At 60.4% G+C, this 19,361-nt stretch carries 15 protein-coding genes; all 15 read left to right on the top strand.

All coding sequences use genetic code 11. The features are described 5' to 3' along the window. Positions 1 to 45 precede the first annotated feature (45 nt). The 15 genes from ABIE40_RS29565 to ABIE40_RS29635 all read left to right on the top strand — a co-directional run bounded on the left by ABIE40_RS29565 (position 46) and on the right by ABIE40_RS29635 (position 19,346). Positions 46 to 1,059, top strand: coding sequence for an ABC transporter substrate-binding protein (locus ABIE40_RS29565; RefSeq protein ID WP_112716994.1), 1,014 nt, complete (start codon positions 46 to 48; stop codon positions 1,057 to 1,059). Next, positions 1,059 to 2,540, top strand: coding sequence for a sugar ABC transporter ATP-binding protein (locus ABIE40_RS29570; RefSeq protein WP_199628650.1), 1,482 nt, complete (start codon positions 1,059 to 1,061; stop codon positions 2,538 to 2,540). The genes ABIE40_RS29565 and ABIE40_RS29570 overlap by 1 nt, the downstream gene beginning before the upstream one ends. A 1-nt stretch (position 2,541) precedes the next feature. Next, positions 2,542 to 3,519, top strand: coding sequence for an ABC transporter permease (locus tag ABIE40_RS29575; protein WP_199628405.1), 978 nt, complete (start codon positions 2,542 to 2,544; stop codon positions 3,517 to 3,519). A gap of 1 nt (position 3,520) precedes the next feature. After that, a complete protein-coding gene (locus tag ABIE40_RS29580; protein ID WP_199628404.1) occupies positions 3,521 to 4,468 on the top strand; it encodes an ABC transporter permease in 948 nt (315 codons plus the stop codon). Between the two features lie 877 nt (positions 4,469 to 5,345). After that, entirely contained in the window at positions 5,346 to 6,377 is a 1,032-nt protein-coding gene (locus ABIE40_RS29585; protein ID WP_112716984.1) for a GlxA family transcriptional regulator, read from the top strand. A 161-nt stretch (positions 6,378 to 6,538) separates the two neighbouring features. After that, positions 6,539 to 8,209, top strand: coding sequence for an ABC transporter substrate-binding protein (locus ABIE40_RS29590; RefSeq protein ID WP_112716982.1), 1,671 nt, complete (start codon positions 6,539 to 6,541; stop codon positions 8,207 to 8,209). Between the two features lie 66 nt (positions 8,210 to 8,275). Further along, on the top strand, positions 8,276 to 9,289 hold the full coding sequence (locus ABIE40_RS29595; RefSeq protein WP_199628403.1) for an ABC transporter permease: 1,014 nt from the start codon (positions 8,276 to 8,278) through the stop codon (positions 9,287 to 9,289). A 2-nt stretch (positions 9,290 to 9,291) separates the two neighbouring features. After that, positions 9,292 to 10,167, top strand: coding sequence for an ABC transporter permease (locus tag ABIE40_RS29600; RefSeq protein WP_199628402.1), 876 nt, complete (start codon positions 9,292 to 9,294; stop codon positions 10,165 to 10,167). Then, on the top strand, positions 10,164 to 12,260 hold the full coding sequence (locus ABIE40_RS29605; RefSeq protein ID WP_199628401.1) for an ABC transporter ATP-binding protein: 2,097 nt from the start codon (positions 10,164 to 10,166) through the stop codon (positions 12,258 to 12,260). Before ABIE40_RS29600 ends, ABIE40_RS29605 begins: the two co-directional genes overlap by 4 nt. Continuing rightward, positions 12,257 to 13,507 carry an MFS transporter gene (locus tag ABIE40_RS29610; protein ID WP_199628400.1) on the top strand — a complete coding sequence of 417 codons (1,251 nt, stop codon included), beginning with the start codon at positions 12,257 to 12,259 and terminating at the stop codon, positions 13,505 to 13,507. Before ABIE40_RS29605 ends, ABIE40_RS29610 begins: the two co-directional genes overlap by 4 nt. Continuing rightward, positions 13,504 to 14,937, top strand: coding sequence for a dihydropyrimidinase (gene hydA, locus ABIE40_RS29615; protein ID WP_112716972.1), 1,434 nt, complete (start codon positions 13,504 to 13,506; stop codon positions 14,935 to 14,937). Before ABIE40_RS29610 ends, hydA begins: the two co-directional genes overlap by 4 nt. After that, positions 14,934 to 15,692, top strand: coding sequence for an SDR family NAD(P)-dependent oxidoreductase (locus ABIE40_RS29620; protein ID WP_199628399.1), 759 nt, complete (start codon positions 14,934 to 14,936; stop codon positions 15,690 to 15,692). Before hydA ends, ABIE40_RS29620 begins: the two co-directional genes overlap by 4 nt. A gap of 24 nt (positions 15,693 to 15,716) precedes the next feature. After that, positions 15,717 to 16,754 (top strand): NAD-dependent epimerase/dehydratase family protein, encoded by a 1,038-nt coding sequence (locus tag ABIE40_RS29625; RefSeq protein WP_199628398.1) that lies wholly within the window; start codon positions 15,717 to 15,719, stop codon positions 16,752 to 16,754. Continuing rightward, on the top strand, positions 16,754 to 17,662 hold the full coding sequence (locus tag ABIE40_RS29630; protein WP_112716966.1) for an allantoinase PuuE: 909 nt from the start codon (positions 16,754 to 16,756) through the stop codon (positions 17,660 to 17,662). Before ABIE40_RS29625 ends, ABIE40_RS29630 begins: the two co-directional genes overlap by 1 nt. Continuing rightward, positions 17,655 to 19,346, top strand: a complete 1,692-nt coding sequence (locus ABIE40_RS29635) for a thiamine pyrophosphate-requiring protein (RefSeq protein ID WP_199628397.1) — start codon at positions 17,655 to 17,657, stop codon at positions 19,344 to 19,346. The genes ABIE40_RS29630 and ABIE40_RS29635 overlap by 8 nt, the downstream gene beginning before the upstream one ends. Positions 19,347 to 19,361 lie beyond the last annotated feature (15 nt).

A 19,361-nucleotide genomic window follows, 5' to 3' on the forward strand; every position in this document is an offset into this window, starting at 1 on the left:
GGGGAAGAGCCTTTCGCTCAATGCGAACAACTTGGGAGGATTGAAATGCATAAAATTTTCGTACTCGCCGGCCTTGCAGCGCTGCTTGCATCGGGCACGGCTCTGGCTGATACCAGCGGAAAGAAGATCGCGTTCTCGAACAACTACGCTGGCAATTCCTGGCGACAGGCGATGCTGAAGAGCTATGACATCGTCACCAAGAAGGCCGTTGCCGACAAGATTGTCGGCACCGCCGACGTCTTTACGACGGCGGATCAGGAGGTGCCGACCCAGGCAGCGCAGCTACAGAATCTGATCCTGCAGGGATATGATGCCATCGTCATCAATGCGGCTTCGCCGGATGCGCTGAACGGCGCCGTCAAGCAGGCTTGCGATGCAGGTATCGTCGTCGTTTCCTTCGATGGTATCGTCAACGAGCCCTGCGCCTACCGTGTCGTCGTCGACTTCGAGGACATGGGCAAGCAAGAAATCGAGCAGATGAAGAAGCTCCACCCTAATGGTGGAAACCTGCTTGAGATCCGCGGGCTGGCAGGCACATCCATCGACGATTCCATTCACAAGGGTCTGCAGGAGGGCGTCGCCGCTCATCCGGAATTCAAGATCGTCAGCTCTGTGACGGGCAACTGGGACCAGACCACCGCGCAGAAGGCCGTGGCGACCGTCCTGCCTTCTCTGCCGGACATCATCGGCGTCGTTACACAAGGCGGCGACGGTTATGGTGCCGCCCAGGCCTTTGCGGCAGCCGGCAAGCCGCGTCCGACCATCATCATGGGCAATCGGCAGGACGAGCTGCAATGGTGGAAAGAGCAGAAGGCCAAGGATGGTTACACCACCTGGTCGGCGTCGATCGCTCCCGGCGTTTCAACGCTGGCCTTCTGGGTAGCCCAACAGGTGCTCGATGGCCGCAAAGACATTCCGCACGATCTTCTAGTGCCTTATCTCGCCTTTACTCAGGATGATTTTGAGAAGCATCTGGCGGATATCCCGGCTGGTAGCGTCGCCACCACCGAATACACGCAGGACGATGCGATGAAAGCTATCAAGGCTAATATCAAGTGATGGTGCCAGTACCGGCTGAGGACATCCGGCCCATTGTCAGCCTGAGCGGCGCCGAAAAGCATTTCGGCGCCGTGAGGGCACTTGATGGCGTGGATTTCCAGGTCAATCCCGGCGAGTGTGTCGGGCTTGTCGGCCATAACGGCGCCGGCAAGTCGACGCTGATGAACATGCTTGCGGGAACGTTGACGATCGACCGCGGCCGGATGACGATTGCTGGGACGGTCGAGGAGCATTATTCGGTTGCCAGGGCACAAAAGGTTGGGGTCCGCTGCGTCTTCCAGGAGCTTTCGCTTTGTCCCAATCTCTCGGTGGCTGAAAACACCCGGATCAGTCATCCTGCGTTGCGTGGCTTCGGCTGGCACCGGCGAGCTGCTTCGCTCATTACCGCTAGCCTCGACGAGATATTTCCCGACCATGGCATCGATGCTTCCGATGTCGTGGCGGATCTCTCGATCGGCCGACGCCAGATGGTCGAGGTTGCCCGGGCTTTCACGGTAACGGAGGATCCGCTGAATCTCGTCATTCTGGACGAGCCGACCTCTTCGCTCGACGCCCACACTGCCGGACAGCTGCTTGCCTTCGTCCGGCGGTTTGTGGCGGGGGGAGGAAGTTGCATCCTGATCTCCCATGTGCTCGGCGAAGTGCTGCAGAACTCAGACCGGATCGTCGTCATGCGCGACGGCAAGGTCGTCGCAACTGATCTGGCCGGTGCGTACGACCGGGATAGGCTGGTTGCCACCATGGGCGGCGCCGCGCACCGGGGAAAGATTGCGGCGCAGGTGGTTGCATCCGTCCAACCGGCAGGCGCGCCGCGTGTGAGGGCGAAGCCCACCCAGCAAAAGGATGGCACGCAACTCGTCGCCCAGGCCGGCTCGATCATCGGCCTTGCCGGACTTGCAGGTCATGGGCAGACCGACTTGTTGCTTTCGATATTCAAAGCAGCCAACCGCGGAACAACAGGTGTCGAGGTGACGGCACCTGTGGCGCTTGTTGCCGGAGACAGGCAATCGGATGGCATTTTTCCGCAGTGGTCGATTGCCGAGAACATCTCTATCCGCTCGCTGAGGCGTCTGTGCGACCGGTTGCTGATCTCGCCGAAACGCGAAGCCGAGTTGGCGGAGATCTGGAAGAGCCGTATTGGCATCCGCACGCCGGACATGAGCAACAATATCCTGTCGCTTTCAGGCGGAAACCAGCAGAAGGCACTGTTTGCGCGTGCTCTCGGTTCCGATGCGGATATCATTTTGATGGACGATCCGATGCGCGGCGTCGATATAGGCACCAAGCTCGAGGTCTATGATCTCATCCGCCGGGAAGCGGCAAACGGTCGTACCTTCATCTGGTATACGACCGAGACGGAAGAACTCGACAACTGCCATCACGTTTATGTCTTCAAGAACGGTCGCATCGTCGCTAACCTGACGCGTGACGAGCTGACCGAGGAGAAGATCATTCAATCCTCCTTCGCCGAGGTGCATTAGGATGACTTTCGTTTCGCTCGACCGTTCCGTCACGCGTGCGGCCCGCAATAGCGCCGGCAGGACGAGGGCCTTGCGCGCCATGCTGCCGGCACTGTCGCTCGCGCTCGTGCTGATGGCGATCGCTTGGCTCAATCCGCGCGCGATTTCCTATTTCGGCTTCAGTCTCATGCTGAACCTCGCTATTCCGATTGCGCTTGCGACCATCGCGCAGATGTTCGTGATCGCCGGCAACGAGCTCGATCTTTCGATTGGCACTTTTGTCGGTTTCGTCGGTTGCGTCACTGCGACTTGGCTGCGCGATGCGCCGCTTCTCGGCATCGCCATTCTGCTTGGATCCATTGGTATCTATGCATTACTGGGGGCATTGATCCACCTGCGAAACCTGCCATCGATCGTCGTGACGCTGGGCATGAGCTTCGTTTGGCAGGGGCTGGCGATCCTGGTCCTGCCGAAGCCAGGTGGCAAGGCGCCGGACTGGCTGCAGGCGATCACATCCTTCAAGCCGCCCATTGTTCCCTTTCCAATCGTTGCTGCCGTGATCATCGCCCTGATCGTCTATTTCGGGCTGATGCGCACCTCCTATGGCGTGATCTTGCGCGGATCGGGCGGCAATCCGGCAGCGCTTGCACGCGCCGGATGGTCTCTGTTGCGCACCAAGGTCACGCTTTTTGCGCTTGCCGGCTGCTTTGGCGTCCTCTCGGGGCTGACGCTGATCGGGATCACCTCGTCGGGAGATGCCAATATCGGGAATGGTTACACGCTCTTGTCGATCGCAGGCGTCATTCTCGGCGGAGGCGAATTCATGGGCGGGCGCGTATCGCCGATTGGTGCCGTCATAGGCGCGCTGACGCTCGCGCTTGCGGCGTCATCGCTGCTGACCTTCATGCATATTCCGCCGGATTGGCAGGTCGCGGCAAACGGTGCGATCCTCATCATCGTGCTTGCAGCGCGTGCTCTCATCAGCCGCAAGGAGGCGTAATATGGCGCGTTTGAAGGCTCTTGCTGCAAAGCCCTGGATCTGGTCCTTTATGGGCGCATTGGCCGCCTGGGTGGCGACGATCGCCTTTACCGGCGGCTACGGTGCCGGCGGTATGATCACGGCAGCACTCTCGCTCGCCGTGTTCATGGTCATCGTCGGTATCGGCCAGATGTTCGTCATCACACTTGGTCCCGGCAATGTCGATCTCTCGCTGCCGGCCAATATCGGTCTCGCCAGTGCCGTCGCCATGAAGACGATGGACGGGCAGGACAGCATGATCGTGATCGGCCTGCTGGCGGCGCTCGCCAGCGGCGCTGCGGTAGGGGTTGCGAACTATCTGCTGATCTGGGCCTTGCGCATCCCACCGATCATCGCGACGCTGTCGGCAAGCTTCATCATCCAATCGATCGACATCAGCTATGGCCGCGGGCTGCAAATCAAGCCGCCGCCTGGCTTTGCCGAGTTCACCAACATCCAGATTCTTGGCTTTCCGGTACTGGCTATGTTCACGGTGCTCTTCACGGTGGGCGCTTCGATTGCCCTAAACCGCATGATCTATGGCCGGTCCGTCCTGGCAATCGGGCAGAATATCCGCGCCGCATGGCTCGCCGGCGTCAATGTCGGCCGCATCCGCTTTTTGACATATACCCTGTCTGGCATGCTCGGGGGATTGAACGGCGCACTGCTGGCCGGCTATTTCCGCGGTGCCAATGTTGATATCGGCAATGAATACCTGCTGTCGTCCATTGCGGTGGTCGTCATCGGCGGCACGTCGGTGGCCGGCGGCAAGGCGAATGTTCCCGGCATCTGGGGTGCGGCGCTTTTTCTCGTGCTTCTGCTGACGATGCTGAACACCTTTGGCGTCAGCGCAGGCATACGCCTGCTGCTCACAGGCCTCATCATTGTCGGTGTGATTACCGCAGCGGGAGGCCAGAAGCCGGCGCGGTAAAGGGCTGGTGTCGTTTGTCAGTTAACCGTGAGAGCGCGGCCGTTGTTTCCGGTTATCACCTAAGCTCCTGTTCGGCACTTTGCGTATCGATAATCAAACGGCGCTGATTGACAGCCTGACTATCGTCACTGTGTGCGTGCAGGAGGGCGAGGTTTGTGCCGTTTCTGGCCTCGAGTTCAGGGCACGTTGCCAGCGTGATCGGAGGCGTTTGCCGGAAACGTTCAAGTGGGTGGTTGTCATCGCCTTGGACGGCAGAAGTCGGTATCGTCGCCGCTGGCAAACACGTTGCGCACGGAAGGCCAGCGGGCTTGAACTGATGCCCTGTACTTGGGCCGTCACAAAGAACCTACCTACCACTCGAAGAACAATAACGGGTGGCGGCTAACATAAGGCCGGCCGCAATGGATCCGTGTGGTAAGAGGATTAAGCACGGGTGACACGCGCCGTCGAATGGGCGCAGCGTCAGGCGCGACGAAAGTTCGTCGTGATTTCCGTGTCATTGCGTGATGGTTGCAGATAAGAGCTGTGCCAACGCATCTCATAAACTGTCCGCAATGCTGCGACGCACAGTTAATTCGATACTGTCATCGCTGGTGCGCAGTAACTGCACCGAAGTGTGATCGAACAGGGTCATTGCCGACTGATCTTCAACTAATGTCGCCGGGTTGGGGTCTACCACAGTAGCCTTGAGAGCAGCTCACGATGAGAAGCAGCTGATCGCCCGCGTGACGTTCGACGAGTCGGCGTCTCGCAGGTGCTTAGACCGGCACAACTGGCGGGGTATCGACGCCTCACCGACGACAGGCTAGTCTTATCTGCGGGGGCGGGGACACGTGCCCCTCAGTGTTGTCGCACCGCGCAGTAAGTGGACCTTTCGATGAGCGAGCAGGCTTACTCTCTCAAACAGCTGGCCCAGGGCGACCGTCCGATCCGGATTGGCTTCTATCTTGTCCCAGATTTTCCGTTGATGACCTTCGCTGCGGCACTGGATTCATTGAGGCAGGCCAACAGATTGGCAAAAGCTAGACGGTTCGAGTGGATCGTTCTCTCCGCAGATGGATCGCATGTCAGGTCCAGCAGCGGGCTCGGCTTCGACGCCGAAGCGGCAATCGGAAGGGGACCGCGATGCGATGTCGTTATCGTTTGTGCTGGGATCAATTACGCGGATGCCTATGATGGCATCGTCTTCGCCTGGTTACGCCGAATATATTCTGAAGGCTGTATCCTTGGTGCCGTCAGCACCGGCGTCTTCTTCCTAGCCAAGGCTGGTTTACTCGAAGGCCGACGTTGTGCAGTCCATTGGGAGTCACTGGCGAGCTTCCGCAGTGAGTTTCCAAACTGCTTCGCGACCGACGATATTTTCGCGATCGACGGACGGTTTCTGACGTCCTCTGGCGGTACGGTGACGCTCGACATGATGCTATATCTGATCGCCGAAGTGGAAGGTCGCGATCTGGCATCATTGATTTCCGATCAATTCAACCATCCTCGCATTCGCAGGCAGGACGATGTGCAGCGCATGGCGCCGGAAGAGCGTTTTGGCATTAAGAATGCCAAGCTCGGCTTTGTCGTTCGCCGCATGGAGGCGACACTTGGCGATCCGGTTGAAATATCAGAGCTTGCCGAGAGCGTCGCACTGTCCCTGCGTCAGCTTGAGCGTCTGTTTCACGCATCTCTGGGTAAAAGTCCTTCAAAATTTTACATCGATCTGCGGATGAGCCGGGCACGTGAGCTGCTCATCGATACCGAACTTTCGGTCGCGGAGATCGCTGACATCTGCGGCTACGAATCTCCTTCGCATTTTGGCCGTTTCTATCGGCGGATTTTCAAGGAAAGCCCCGTAGCAACGCGCCGAGCAGAAAAGAAGCGAGAACCGCTCGCGTTAGGACGTACGTCGATTGACGCATAGAAGATGTCGGATCGGTGCATATAACGCGGTGTGACCTGGGCATAGGTTTCAGGTGACGGAACGGTCGACGGGCAAAAGCCTGCAGGTCGGGCAGGCGACACATGCCTGTCGGTCCTACCGAAAAGATTGGAACAGCTAGGCGCCAACAGGAGACCACTGCAGTGGACAAGAATCAGCATTCCTTTATCCCGACCTTGGTCGAACAGATGTCGAGCGGCACGATCGGACGGCGCGAATTCCTGCGCAAGGCGACCCTGCTCGGCGTCTCGGCCGCAGCCGCCTATTCGCTTGCCGGCGTCGCGATGCCGGGCGATACTGCCCGCGCCGAGGATCTGCCGAAGGGCGGAAATCTTCGCATCGGCATGCGCTGCATGGAAATCAAGGATCCGCATCTGGCCGATTTCGCCGAGAAATCCAACGTCATCCGCCAGGTTTGCGAATATCTTACCCTGACCGACCGCAACAACATCACGCATCCGTATCTCCTCGAAAAATGGGAAGTAAGCGATGATCTGAAAACCTGGACGCTGCATCTTCGCAAGGATGTGAAGTGGCGCAAGGGCCGCCCGCTGACCGCAGACGATGTCGTCTGGAACCTGAAGCGCGTCTGCGATCCGGCGATCGGTTCGTCGATGCTCGGTCTCTTCACCGGCTATCTCGTCCAGGAATACGAGACCGGCGAAAAGGACGAGAAGGGCAATCCGAAGAAGTCGAGCAAGCTGTGGGCCGACAACGCCATCGAGAAGGTCGACGATCATACCGTTCGCCTCAACTGCTCCTCGCCGCAGATCGCTGTACCCGAGCACCTTTACCACTATCCGATGTTCATCATCGATCCGGAAGAAAACGGTGCCTTTGGGGCGGATGCCAACGGTACAGGTCCCTTCGCCATCACTGAATACGTCGTCGGCAAGGGGGCCAAGTACAAGGCTCGCACCGACTACTGGGGCACCGGGCCCTATCTCGATACATTCGAATATGTCGATCTCGGCGATAATCCGGGTGCCGGTATCGCCGCCATGGCTTCCAAGCAGGTGGATGGCCTTTCAGAAGCCGATGCCGTCCAAATCAATGCCATGAAGAACTTTCCGCATGTCGCCGTCTATCAGGTCGAAACCACCCAGACGGTCGTCGCCCGCATGCATCCCGATGTCGAGCAATTCAAGGACAAGCGCGTACGTCAGGCGATGCGGTATGCGATCGACCGCGACAAGGTTATCCAAACCGCGCTGCTCGGCGCCGGCGTACCCGCGGAAGACCATCATGTAGCTCCCTCCCATCCGGAATATGCGGCCCTGCCCAAATATCCCAGGGACGTTGAGAAGGCGAAGAAGCTCCTAGCAGACGCCGGCTATCCCGACGGATTCGAATTCGACATGACGACGCGCCCTGATCCGATCTGGGAGCTCAACACAGCGCAAGTTCTTGCTCAACAGTTCGCCGAGATTGGCGTGAAGGTCAACATCAAGGCGCTTCCGAGCGCCCAGTACTGGGAAGTTTGGACCACATCCCCGTTCAGTCTGACCGCCTGGGGTCACCGCCCCTTGGCGATCATGACGCTCTCGCTCGCCTACCGTTCGAATGCCGCCTGGAACGAATCGAACTACAAGAACGCCGATTTCGACAAGCTGCTGACCGAAGCCGAGGGGATCCTCGATCCGAAGGAGCGCAGCAAGGTGATGGCGAAGATTGAAGCGATCATGCAGGACGATGGCCCGATCGTCCAACCGTTCTGGCGCGTCTTCTCGACGGTGATGGACAAGAAGGTCAAGGGTTTCGAGCTCCATCCTTCGCAATACATCTTCGCGCATCAATACGCCATCTCGGCTTAACCTCCCCCCAGCACCCGTCCGCCTTCGGGCAGGCGGGTGCTGGGAGCAATAATCGGGTTTTCCGATATGGTGAATTTTCTTTTCAAGCGTCTGGTAATGATGGTGATAACGATGCTTTGTGCTTCGTTCCTTGTCTTTGCCGTATGCGAGTTCACTCCAGGCAGTGTGGCGCGCAAGTCGCTCGGTCCCTTCGCAACCCAACAGCAGGTCGATCTGCTCTCGCAAAAGCTGAAGGCCAATGATCCGTTGCTAATCCGATACGGCCGATGGCTCGGCGTCCTCGTCGGCGCCATTGCCGACCCTCTCCAGGACCCATCGACCGGCCTCAACTTCAAGGATGTGCGCGGTGCGCAGTATTTCGGCAATTTCGGCTACTCGACGCTGAACAAGGTACCGGTCAACGATGTCATCTGGGACCGTCTCGGCAATACCGCTATCCTTGCCGGACTCGCATTCCTGCTGATCGTGCCACTGTCGATCATATTCGGTATCCTGTCTGGACTGAAGGAAGGCGGGGCCCTCGACCGTACCCTCTCTGTCATCTGCATCACCTTCACGTCGATTCCGGAGTTCGCCTCCGGGGTGTTCCTGGTGACGCTTTTCGTGATCCTCTGGCCGGTTCTTCCAGGCACCAGTCCGCTCAATAGCGATGGCGGCTGGGCGGTACCCTACCAATTCGTCCTGCCGGTCGCTGTGCTCGTGATCTACGACTTCGGCTACGTCGCCCGCATGATCCGCGTCTCGATGATCGGCGTGATGGAGCGCCCCTATATCCGCACCGCGATTTTGAAAGGGATGAGCACGCGCCGCATGGTTCTCGGCCACGCACTGCGCAATGCGATGATCGCGCCGTTCACCGTTCTGCTGCTGCAGATCAACTTCCTGATCAGCGGCGTCGTCGTCACCGAACTCGTCTTCGCCTATCCGGGTTTCGGACGGCTGATCCTCGACGCCAGCCTCTTCGGCGATATCGCAACGCTCGAGGCGGCCACACTCATCACCGTTGCCATTGCCGTCGTCACGCAGCTGCTCGGCGACCTCGGCTACATGCTGCTCGATCCACGTATCCGGGTGAGGTAATCATGGCTGTTCAAGACAATATCGTGGCAGTTCCCGCTGCAGCGCCCAAGCGGACAGCGCGCCCCACCTGGATGCGGATTTTCCACTCGCGTACCGCGGTGGTTGGCCTTTGCCTGGTTCTCTTCTGGGTCCTCGCCGCACTTCTGGCGCCGATCCTGCCGCTGCCGTCGCCGACCGATTCAGACGTGATGGCGATGGCGAATCCTTATCCCTCAGCCGCTCACTGGCTGGGAACGGATGTTCTTGGACGGGACGTTCTGGCCCGCCTGATCTTTGGTGCGCGAACCGTCCTATCCGTCGCCCCGTTGTCGGTGGCGGTTGCGATGCTCGTCGGCATCACGATGGGGATGATCGCCGGCTACTATGGTGGCTGGATCGACGTGTTGATCAGCCGCTTCTCCGATATCATCCTGGCCTTTCCGGTTCTTGTCATCTACGTGATCCTGATCGCCAATATCGGCCCGTCGGTGCTGAATATCGTCATCGCGACGACGATCGCGTCGGCACCCGGGATCGGCCGCATCACGCGCGGCCTCGTGCTTGGACTGAAAGAACAGGAATATATCGCCGCCGCTAAGCTGCGAGCCGAAAGCACGCTCTACATCATGATCGTCGAGCTGCTACCGAACTGCCGCAGGCTTTTGATCGTCGATGCCTGTCTGCGCATCGGCTACACGATCATCACCATCGGTATTCTCGGCTTTCTCGGCCTCGGCCTGCCACCACCGAACCCTGATTGGGGCGGCATGGTCAAGGAAAGCGTCACGGTTCTGAACGTCTGGCCGCATATGTCGCTGATCCCGTCCTTTGCGCTCGTCAGCCTCGTGCTCGGCTTCAACCTACTTGCCGATGGCATGCGGGAGGCGTGGAAACCATGAACATCATCGCGTCCAGGCTTCAAGGAGCGGCCATGTCCATCACGCCATCGACGGATCACGAGCCCGTCCTCGATATTGCCAACCTCCGCATCGAGTTTCGCGGTAAGAGCGAGACGGTGGTCGCGATCCCTGACCTTTCCTTCAAGGTCATGCCGGGAGAAAGCTACGGCCTCGTCGGAGAGTCCGGCTGCGGCAAGAGCACGACGGCGATGGCGATCATGAGCTATCTCGGCAATACCGGTGTGGTTGCCGGCGGTAGCATCCGCTTCAACGGTAAGGAGCTGGTCGACGCGACCGCCAAGGAATTGCGCTCCATCCGCGGACGGCAGATCGCCATGGTCTACCAGGACCCGATGAGCGCGCTCAATCCAGTCAAGACGATCGGCGCGCAGCTTGCCGAGGTGCCGCTTCTGCATATGGGTGTCAGCAAGAAAGACGCGATGGCGATGGCGGAGGCAATGCTCGCCGACGTCCGGTTGCCGGATCCGGGAGACATGTTGCGGCGATATCCGCATCAGCTGTCAGGAGGCCAGCAGCAGCGTGTCGTCATCGCCATGGCGCTGCTCGCCAAGCCGTCGCTTCTTCTGCTCGACGAGCCGACGACCGGCCTCGACGTGACGGTCGAGGCTGCCGTCATCGATCTCATCGCCGAACTGCGCCAGAGATATTCGACAAGCCTCCTGTTCATCTCGCATAATCTCGGCCTGATCGCGGAAAGCTGCGATCGCCTCGGCATCATGTATTCCGGGGAAATGGTCGAGGAGGGGCTCACGGGCGAGGTTTTCCGCAGGCCCAAACACCCCTACACCCGCGGCCTCATCGATTGCATTCCCGATGTCTCCGGCGACAAGCGCAGCCGCACGCTTGCCGCCATTCCGGGTTCGATCCCGCTGCCGCAGGAAAGGCCGCAAGGCTGTCTGTTCGGGCCACGCTGTTCGAGCTTTGCACCGGGCCTGTGCGATCGCCCCGGCCTGGCATTGGAACAAGTGGCAGACGATCATCTCGTACGCTGCGTCCGCTGGCAGGAAATCCCGGCGGCGGAGGTGGCGACCGTTGCCGTCAACGCGGGTACCGTCGCCAGATCGACCGCAATTTCGCTTGTCGATGTGAACCGTCTCTATCCGGTGGGCTACCAGAAGACGGTGAAGGCAAACGAAGCGGTGACGTTCGAAGCCGCAACGGCCGAGATCGTTGCCCTTGTCGGCGAATCCGGCTGCGGAAAGTCCACGCTTGCGCGCATCGTCACGGGCCTCGACAAGGCGACATCGGGCGAAATCCGGATGGCCGGCGAAAACATTGCCGAGCTGCAGGCGCGCGAGCGGCCACGCTCGCTGCTGCAGCAGGTCCAGATGATCTTTCAGAACCCCGACAGCACGCTCAATCCATCGCACTCGGCAGCCTTCTCGATCCGCCGCTCGATCAAAAAATTCGGCATTCGCAAGGGTAAGGCCGAGATCGAGCAGCGCGTTCGTGAGCTGCTTGAAATGGTCCGGCTGTCCCCGGCTGTCGCCGATCGAAAGCCGAACCAGCTCTCGGGCGGCCAGAAGCAGCGCATTGCGATCGCCCGAGCCTTCGCAGCCGAACCTTCGCTGATCGTTGCGGACGAACCGGTCTCGGCGCTCGACGTCTCGGTGCAGGCAGCCGTCGTGACGCTTCTTCTCGACATTCAGCGCGAAAAGCACGCCACCATGCTGTTCATCAGCCATGACCTTGCCCTTGTTCGCCACGTCGCCGACATGGTCGTCGTCATGTATCTCGGCAAGATCATGGAGCAGGGCACTGTCGAAGAGGTGTTCGGCGAGGGCGCGCATCCCTATACCGAGGCGCTGCTGTCGGCGATCCGCAGTCCGCATCCCGACGAAGCTCCGCGCGAGCGTGTTCGGCTCTCCGGCGAGACGCCAAGCCCGGTCAATGTACCGGCAGGCTGCCGCTTCTCGACACGCTGCCATCGCAAGCTTGGCAACGTCTGTGACACCGTCCCGCCGCCACTGCGGAAAATGTCGGCGACACACGAGATCCTCTGCCACATCGATGAGGCTGAACTCGCCGCACGCCCCTCCGTGCTCGCGGCCGAGCGTAGGACTGAACAATGACCGGAACGGACCTGCCGATCGGTGCGCACAAAAGAGCAGCGAGGCTTCGCGCCATCGTTCACGTGCTGGCGAGCATCTGTATCGTCGCGACCGGAAATTCACTGTTGACGACGGTCGTTTCGCTGCGGCTCAGCGATCCCGCAATTGCCCCAGATGTCGTGCAGTTCCTGCTGACGGCATTCCCGATAGGCTTTTTGGCAGGTTGCCTGTCGTCACGCTTCCTGGTTGCCAGGTTCGGACACGAACGTACCTTTCTGGCGGTGGCTCTGCTCGCGGCCTTCGCTGCCGTCGGCTACATGTTGACGGCATCTTCGCCCGTCTGGTTCGGCCTTCGTCTGCTGAATGGCTTTGCCATAGCCGCGCTATTCGTCGTCTCCGAGAGCTGGATCAATCTCTACGCGGACGAGAAGAACCGCGGAGCCTACTTTTCGCTCTACATGCTGATGACGTCGCTTGCGACCTTGTTCGCGCAATTGCTTGTCGAAGTTGCCGGCCCTGTATCTCCCTATCTGTTTCACATTGTGTTCGTTGTCATTGCTGCAGGTCTTCTTTATGCGCGCCTCGTCGCAGGTTCCTGGCCGCCAATAAATCTGTTGCCGCCGGCCGCCAGGGAGATCACGCCTTCTCGCCATCGCTTCGGCATTATCAAGCTTGCACTGCTCGCGCCCGTCACCGTCGTCGGCGTCTTCCAGGCCGGCATGACCAACATGAACGTCTATACGATGACGCCGATCTATGCGGAGCGGGTCGGCCTCAGCGCAACAATGGCCGTATCGCTCGCAACCGCCTTCAGTCTCGGTGGCATGCTGGCTCAGGCGCCAGCAGGCTGGCTTTCCGATCGCATGGACCGGCGCATCCTGCTTTTGCTGCAGGGCCTGGCGGCAATGGCATTCTGTGCGGTAATTGCGTGGCCCGGAATGCGCCCGGATGGGCTGCTCTACGGTCTGTTCTTTGCCTATGGCGCCATTGCCCTGACGATCTATCCCGTTGCGATCGCATTTGCGAATTCGCAGCTCGACAGCCACCAGATGGTGTCGGCGTCCGGTGGGCTGCTGTTTCTCTATTCAATAGGCAACATCATGACCCCCGGCGTCGCGGCTGGACTGATGGAGCACTATGCGCCGCATGCATTGTTCCTCCTTCTCGGCACCGGTGCCCTGCTGGTCGCAGCCGCTGCCTGCGTCAATCTGCTGCGCCGCGCATCACCCGCCAACAAGCCATTTCTCGTCTCGGGAGAACAGCAATGACCTCCGCCAAGCCTTATGACATGGTAATCCGCGGTGGCGACGTCGTGCTGCCGGATACCACGCTCAAGATCGATATCGGCATTTGCGACGGCGTCATCGTCGCCTTGGAACCGGATCTGCCTGAAGGGCAAGACGAGGTGGCCGCGAACGGCCGTATCGTCCTGCCGGGTGGTGTTGACAGCCATTGCCACATGGATCAGCAGCCATGGGAGGGCAAGGCGACGGCCGACGACTTCAACACCGGCACCTTGTCGGCACTGTGTGGCGGCACGACGACCATCGTGCCCTTCGCGATGCAGATGCGCGGCCAGTCGCTGCGCGATATCGTCGAGGACTATCACGAGCGCGCCCGCCCGAAGGCCCGTATCGACTACGGCTTCCATCTGATCGTCGGCGACCCCTCGGCTGCGGTGCTGAGGGACGAAATTCCCGGCCTGATCGCCGAGGGCTGCACGTCAATGAAGATCTACCTCACCTATGAGGGCCTAAAGCTCGATGATTACGAGGTTCTGAATGTGCTCGACCTCGCGCGTGCCCAAGGCGCCATGGTGATGGTGCATGCCGAAAACGATGCGTGTATCCGGTGGCTTACCGAGAAGTTCATCGCCGCCCGCAAAACTGAGCTTCGCTATCACGAGAAGGCGCATTCGGCGATCGGCGATCGTGAAGCAACCTTCCGGGCCATCAGCCTATCGGAATTGATCGAAACCCCGATCCTGGTCAGTCACGTTGCGGCCGGCGGGGCGGTCGAAGAGATACGCCGGGCAAAGGCGCGGGGCCTTCCGATTTACGCCGAGACCTGCCCGCAATATCTGTTCCTCTCGGCCGAGGACATCGACACGCACGATCTTTCGGGCTCCAAATGTGTCTGCACACCACCGCCGCGCGACAAGTCCAACCAGCCGGCGATCTGGGCCGGTATTCTCGACGGCACGCTCGAGGTCTTCACCTCGGATCATTCGCCATGGCACTACGCAGACAAGATCGCCGGCGGTCCGGGGACGCCGTTCCACCGCATTCCCAACGGCATTCCCGGTATCGAAACGCGGCTGCCGCTGCTGTTTTCAGCAGCTGTAAACGGTGGGCTGATCTCGCTGCAGAAATTTGCCGACCTGACGGCTGCAGCGCCGGCCCGGCTCTTCGGACTGCATCCCCGCAAAGGGCGGATTGCCGTCGGCGCCGACGCCGACCTGGCGATCTGGGATCCGCAGCGGCGCGTCACGATCACCAATTCCCTGCTTCACCATGCAACGGATTACACGCCCTATGAAGGACAGGTCGTCACCGGCTGGCCGATCATGACCATCTCGCGCGGCGACATCGTCTGGGACGACGGAAAGGTCCTGGCCGAGCCGGGCCGTGGCCAGTTCATCGCTCGGCAGCGGCCGTTCCCGCCGCAACAGGGTCTCTCCAAGGTGCTGGCGTCATGAAGACCATCTCCCGCCTTGACGGCAAGGTAATCCTGTTGACGGGTGCCGCCAGTGGCATCGGTGAAGCGATCGCGCGCCGCTTGATCGACGAGGGCGCTGCTACTATCTGCGTCGATCGCTCGGTGGATGCCGTTACCGCGATAGCCCGGTCGTTGGGCACAAGAGCGATTGGCTTCCAGTGCGATGTTACCGATAGTGCCTCCGTCGAGCGCGTGGTCAATGCGGGCGTGAAACATTTCGGGCGTCTCGACGGTCTGGTGCATAACGCCGCCGCCCCTTCGCTTGACGGCACTGTCGTTGATCTTGAGGAACAGCAATGGCGCCTGGAGATCGATGTGATCCTCACCGGCGCATTCCTTTCCAGCAAGTTTGCGCTTCCCGCTATGATCGGCGGCGACGGCGGCTCGATCGTGTTCATCGCGTCGCAGTTTGCCCATGTCGCGACGGGAAAGGCCGCCGCCTATTGCGCAGCCAAGGCCGGGCTTGTGCATCTTGCAAAGGCCATGGCCGTCGATCACGCGGCAGATGGTATCCGCGTCAACAGCCTGTCGCCCGGCGCTGTCGCAACAGAGCGGCTCCTGCAACGCTGGCCGGATCTCGACGCTGCAAATGTTGGGCTCGGGCCGGCGCATCTGCTTGGCCGTATCGCCGAGCCAGACGAGATCGCTGCGGCCGCTGCCTTCCTCCTTTCGCCTGACGCGTCATTCGTGACCGGAACAGATCTGCTGGTCGATGGTGGCTATGCGACACGCTGATGAAACACCAGGACGGATTTTAAAATGACCCTGTTGATTACCGGCGGAACCGGCTTCGTGATGAGCGTGCTTGCGCGGACCTGGCTTGAGCGCGACCCCAAGGCCCGCGCCGTCATCCTCGACCGTGCCGGTCTTGATGACTTGGCGGCGCGCTACTTCGCTCCCGTTCGCGACCGCCTTACCGTCATAACGGCCGATATCTGCGATCCCCGCGAATGGCAGGCAACACTCGACAGCCACGATATCCGCTACGTGGTGCATGGTGCAACTGTCACGCCGATCTCGCGCGGCAGTGCTGCTGAAGCCAAGCGACAACCCGAAGCCGAGGATCCGGCCAGGATCGTCGACGTCAACTTCATGGGCACTGTCCGCATTCTCGAATGGGTCAGACAGCGTCCTGATGTCGAACGCGTGGTCTTCGTCAGCTCCGGTTCCGTCTATCGCCATCATGGGCCCGACTGGACGGGTGAGCCGCTTCCCGAAGATGGCTACGTGGCGCCGCTGACACTTTACGGCATCTCGAAATATGCCGCCGAGATGGTGGTCAACCGCTACGCCGACCTCTTCGGTCTGTCGGCGGCGTCCGTGCGTCTTGCTTCGGTCTACGGGCCGATGGACCGTGTCACCGGCAGCCGTAATTTCCGGCATGTCCCGAACCGGGTCGCCCATATGGCGCTGTCGGGCGAAACGATCCGTCCAAACAGTCTCGAACCCGTCGGCGACTATGTCACCTCGACCGATGTCGCGGATGCGATCATCGCCCTGCTTTCTGCGGAGCGCCTGCGTTATCGGCACTACAATATCGGCAGCGGCGAAACCTCGACCATCGGTGACATCATCGGCTGGGCGAGAGAGCGTATTCCTGGCTTAGAGGTCGAGCTGAGCTCGGTCGAAACAGCCAACGTCATTCAGGATGTGTCGCTGAAAGACGGCATGTGGGGAGCCTATGACATCGCTCGTATTGCGATGGACACAGGCTGGCGCCCGCGGGGCGCCCGGCAGTCGTTCCACGGCTACATGGACTGGATCGTCGAAAATGAAATGCGGAGTGAGGGGAAGTGATGAGCGCTATCGTCAATGATCAATCGCGCGATTTCGTCGGCTATGGACCGAGGCCACCGGTTGTCACATGGCCGGGTGAGGTGAAGCTGGCGATCAACCTCGTCCTCAACTACGAGGAGGGTGCGGAATATTCCTGGCTGGAGGATGGGCGAAACGACAATTGGGGTGAATATAATATTCCCAACAGCCCGCCCTTGCGCGACCTTGGCACCGAAACGCATTTTGAGTATGGCAGCCGCGCCGGGGTCTGGCGTCTGGCACGCCTGTTCGATCGCTACGACATACCGGTGACGGTTTCAGCCTGCGCCGTCGCACTGCAGAAGAACCCCGCAGTCGTCGAGTGGATGAATGCGCGTGGCCATGACCTGCTTGGACACGGACTTCGTTGGAGCGAATATTCCGCCATGCCGCGCGAAGAGGAGGAGCAGCAACTGCACCAGGCCGTCGCGCTATACGAAAAGCTTACGGGAGCGCGGCCACTGGGCTGGAATTGCCGTTCCTTTCCGAGTGTCAACACTCGCGATCTGATCGTCCGGGAAGGGGGCTTCCTCTATTATTCCGATCCCTGCAATGACGATCTTCCCTATTTCCTCGACCATGAGGGCACGCGGCTTCTCGTCGTTCCCTACTCAAAGACCTTGAACGACAGCCGCTACTTGATCGCTCCAGGCTACAGCAACCCGCGCGACTTCGCCGAGGATTGCCGCTCGGCGATCGACTATATGATCGGCGAAGCGGACGAGACCGGCGGACGCATGCTGACGATCGGTGTACACGCCCGCTGGATGGGCCAGCCGAACCGCGCCTCCGGCCTTCGCGATGTCATCGAGCACGTCAAGAAGACACCAGGCGCCGCATTCATGCGCCGAGCCGATATTGCCCGCTACTGGATCGATCATCATGGCTGATAGTGTGTATGCGATGCCCGACGATCATCTGCTGCCGGAAGCAGGGCGGATGAGCGGCGCCGAGTATATCGCCGGGGTCCTGAAGGAGGAAGGCGTCAAGCAGATCATTGGCTTTCCGGCGAGCGAGCTATTCGACGCGTCTGCGGCGCTCGATATTCCACCGGTCATCGCGCGCACGCAGCGCGTGGCCGTCAATATCGCCGAGGGCTATGCGCGTACGACGGCGGGCAAAGAGCTTGCTGTCGTCACCGTGCAATACGGGCCGGGAGCAGAAAGCGCCTTTGCCGGCATTGCGCAGGCCTTCAACGACCGAGTGCCGATGCTTTTCCTACCGACGGGCTATCCGCGCGGCGCTGAAGCCGTGGCGCCGAACTTCGAGTCCCGCCGGAATTTCCGGAACATCACCAAATGGTGTGAAGCTGCAACCCAGGTCCGGGATCTGCCGAAGCTGATGCACACGGCAATATCGCGCGTCAGAAACGGGCCGCAGGCGCCTGTGCTTCTCGAATTGCCGGTCGATCTCCTCGCCGAGAGCCTGGAGGCCCGGCCAGTTGATCATCGCCGGCCGCACCGAAGCCTGCCGCAGGCCGACACCGCAGAAGTTGCTGCACTGGTGGGCGCGGTGCTGGCCGCAGAATATCCGGTTATCCTCGCCGGCCAGGGTGTCCTTTCCGCCTCTGCCACGGAAGATCTCGTCGAGTTCGCGGAACTGCTGAACATTCCGGTTATGACGACGCCGAACGGCAAGAGCGGCTTTCCAGAAAACCATCCGCTGGCGCTCGGAACGGCGGGCCGCGCACGTCCCGCGACCGTCGATCATTTTCTCGCCAAGGCCGATCTCATTCTGGCGCTCGGTAGCAGCCTGACCCGGTCCTATTACATCCTTCCCGTCCCGGAGGATAAGACCATCCTTCATGTTACGCTCGACGATGCGGATCTCGGCAAGGACTATGCGATCGCGCAGGGCGTGGTCGGCGACGCCGCCGCCGTGCTCAAGCAGATGATCGCATGCGTCAAGAATGGCTCGGAGAAGCGCGAAGGCCGTACCGATCCCGCGCCGGAAATCGCTGCCGTGCGCGCGGCGTTCATGGCAAAATGGATGCCACTTTTGACGTCGAACGAGCGGCCGATATCGCCCTATCGCGTCGTCTTTGAGATCATGCAGGCGATTGATCCTGATACTTCGATCGTCACGCATGATGCCGGCAATCCGCGCGATCAGTTCTGCCCTTTCTATGTTGCGACGACGCCGGGGAGCTATATCGGCTGGGGCAAGACCACGCAGCTTGGCAGCGGCCTCGGATTTGCGATGGGGGCGAAGCTTGCCCGTCCCGAGGCGACGGTCGTCAACCTGATGGGAGAATCCGCCTTTGGCATGGTCGGCATCGATTTCGAAACGGCGGTGCGCTGCAATCTACCGGTCCTGACGATCGTCATGCGCAACAACGTCCTCGGCGGCTATGCCAAGAGCATGCCGATCGCCACCGAAAAATACGGGGCAAACCGGATCACCGGCAGCTATGCGCCGATTGCCGAAGCCCTTGGAGGTTACGGGGAATGTGTGAGCGAACCGGATGAGCTTCGTGCGGCGCTGTTGAGAGGCCTCGATCGCGTTCGCGCCGGCCAAGCCGCCCTCATCGAAGTGGTGACGCATGAAGAACCACGGCTGGCAGGCCTTTGGTAGGGGAACGGAGGCAGT

It is taken from the genome of Rhizobium sp. OAE497, from assembly GCF_040546565.1.
Taxonomy (GTDB): domain Bacteria; phylum Pseudomonadota; class Alphaproteobacteria; order Rhizobiales; family Rhizobiaceae; genus Rhizobium.

Excerpts from the sequence above, each read along its gene's own strand:
- ABIE40_RS29605 (WP_199628401.1), top strand. The coding sequence starts at position 10,164 with ATGAACATCATCGCGTCCAGGCTTCAAGGAGCGGCCATGTCCATCACG.
- ABIE40_RS29635 (WP_199628397.1), top strand. The coding sequence starts at position 17,655 with ATGGCTGATAGTGTGTATGCGATGCCCGACGATCATCTGCTGCCGGAA.
- ABIE40_RS29595 (WP_199628403.1), top strand. The coding sequence starts at position 8,276 with ATGGTGAATTTTCTTTTCAAGCGTCTGGTAATGATGGTGATAACGATG.
- ABIE40_RS29610 (WP_199628400.1), top strand. The coding sequence starts at position 12,257 with ATGACCGGAACGGACCTGCCGATCGGTGCGCACAAAAGAGCAGCGAGG.
- ABIE40_RS29565 (WP_112716994.1), top strand. The coding sequence starts at position 46 with ATGCATAAAATTTTCGTACTCGCCGGCCTTGCAGCGCTGCTTGCATCG.
- ABIE40_RS29600 (WP_199628402.1), top strand. The coding sequence starts at position 9,292 with ATGGCTGTTCAAGACAATATCGTGGCAGTTCCCGCTGCAGCGCCCAAG.
- ABIE40_RS29630 (WP_112716966.1), top strand. The coding sequence starts at position 16,754 with ATGAGCGCTATCGTCAATGATCAATCGCGCGATTTCGTCGGCTATGGA.
- ABIE40_RS29570 (WP_199628650.1), top strand. The coding sequence starts at position 1,059 with ATGGTGCCAGTACCGGCTGAGGACATCCGGCCCATTGTCAGCCTGAGC.
- ABIE40_RS29585 (WP_112716984.1), top strand. The coding sequence starts at position 5,346 with ATGAGCGAGCAGGCTTACTCTCTCAAACAGCTGGCCCAGGGCGACCGT.
- ABIE40_RS29625 (WP_199628398.1), top strand. The coding sequence starts at position 15,717 with ATGACCCTGTTGATTACCGGCGGAACCGGCTTCGTGATGAGCGTGCTT.
- hydA (WP_112716972.1), top strand. The coding sequence starts at position 13,504 with ATGACCTCCGCCAAGCCTTATGACATGGTAATCCGCGGTGGCGACGTC.
- ABIE40_RS29580 (WP_199628404.1), top strand. The coding sequence starts at position 3,521 with ATGGCGCGTTTGAAGGCTCTTGCTGCAAAGCCCTGGATCTGGTCCTTT.
- ABIE40_RS29575 (WP_199628405.1), top strand. The coding sequence starts at position 2,542 with ATGACTTTCGTTTCGCTCGACCGTTCCGTCACGCGTGCGGCCCGCAAT.
- ABIE40_RS29620 (WP_199628399.1), top strand. The coding sequence starts at position 14,934 with ATGAAGACCATCTCCCGCCTTGACGGCAAGGTAATCCTGTTGACGGGT.